We start from the raw sequence: 902 nt of genomic DNA, 5'->3' as shown, positions 1-902 counted from the left end.
GTCCCCCGCCAGCAGCGCCGAGGCGATGGTGTCACCGGCAAAGCCTTGCACGATGGTTCCGTCGAAGCTGAAGCGGATCGGGCGCGAGCGGTCGATGGCGCTGCCGCCGGTGGCAAGACGTGAGGCGGTCACGCGACGTGCTCCCCGCCGAGTGCGGCCGAGGACAGCACCTTGTGGGTGACGGTGTCGCGCTCCATGACGAAGAACTCGCCGCAGTTCATGTGAACCCAGATTTCGCGCGCCGTGCCTTTCGGATTGGTGCGCAGATAGAGGTAATCAGCCCAGCGATCGATCGGCACATCGGCGCCATCCGGCCGCGCATTTCCGGCATCGCCGCCATAGTGGAATTCGGTTTCGTCGCGCGGGCCGCAGAATGGGCAAGGGAAAAGCTGCATAAAATCCTCAATCTTCGTCTTTATGCATGTCGTTCTCCCAAAACCGCTGCGTACTTTTGGGCGACATGCATCAGTGTGCGATGCCGGAGCCGGCCGCTTCGTCGATCAGCCGCCCGCTGGCGAAGCGATCAAGGTCGAACGGACGGCTGATGTGGTTGTGTTCGCCAGTCGCCAGCAGGTTCGCCAGCAGCGTGCCGCCTGCGGGAATGGCCTTGAAGCCGCCCGTGCCCCAGCCGCAATTGAGGAACAGGCCGGGCAGCGGCGAGGGGCCGATGATCGGCGAGGAGTCCGGCACGACATCGACGATCCCAGCCCATTGCCGCATCAGCTTGAGCTGGCCGAAGATCGGGAACATCTCCAAAAGGCCGGCGATCACCCCCTCCAGCGTCGGCAGATTGCCGCGCTGCGCGTAGGAGGGGATGCGGTCGAGCCCGCCGCCGATGACGATCTCGCCCTTGTCCGACTGGCTGACATAGACGCCGCAGCCGGGCGACAGCACCACCGTGT

The 902-nt window shown here is 64.9% G+C and carries 3 protein-coding genes; all 3 read right to left on the bottom strand.

From position 1 onward, the window contains the following. The coding region (locus EN932_RS39670) for a 2Fe-2S iron-sulfur cluster-binding protein (RefSeq protein WP_281061582.1) at positions 1-132 on the bottom strand (132 nt) is incomplete at its 3' end. Further along, on the bottom strand, positions 129-395 hold the full coding sequence (locus tag EN932_RS37070; protein WP_013528149.1) for a sarcosine oxidase subunit delta: 267 nt from the start codon (positions 393-395) through the stop codon (positions 129-131). The genes EN932_RS39670 and EN932_RS37070, both read right to left, overlap by 4 nt. Before the next feature lie 70 nt (positions 396-465). After that, the coding region (locus EN932_RS37065) for an FAD-dependent oxidoreductase (protein ID WP_128369572.1) at positions 466-902 on the bottom strand (437 nt) is incomplete at its 5' end.

Origin of the sequence: Mesorhizobium sp. M7A.F.Ca.US.002.01.1.1 (genome assembly GCF_004022955.1) — a bacterium.
Lineage (GTDB): Bacteria > Pseudomonadota > Alphaproteobacteria > Rhizobiales > Rhizobiaceae > Mesorhizobium > Mesorhizobium ciceri.
This window is presented reverse-complemented; position numbering and strand designations above follow the sequence as displayed.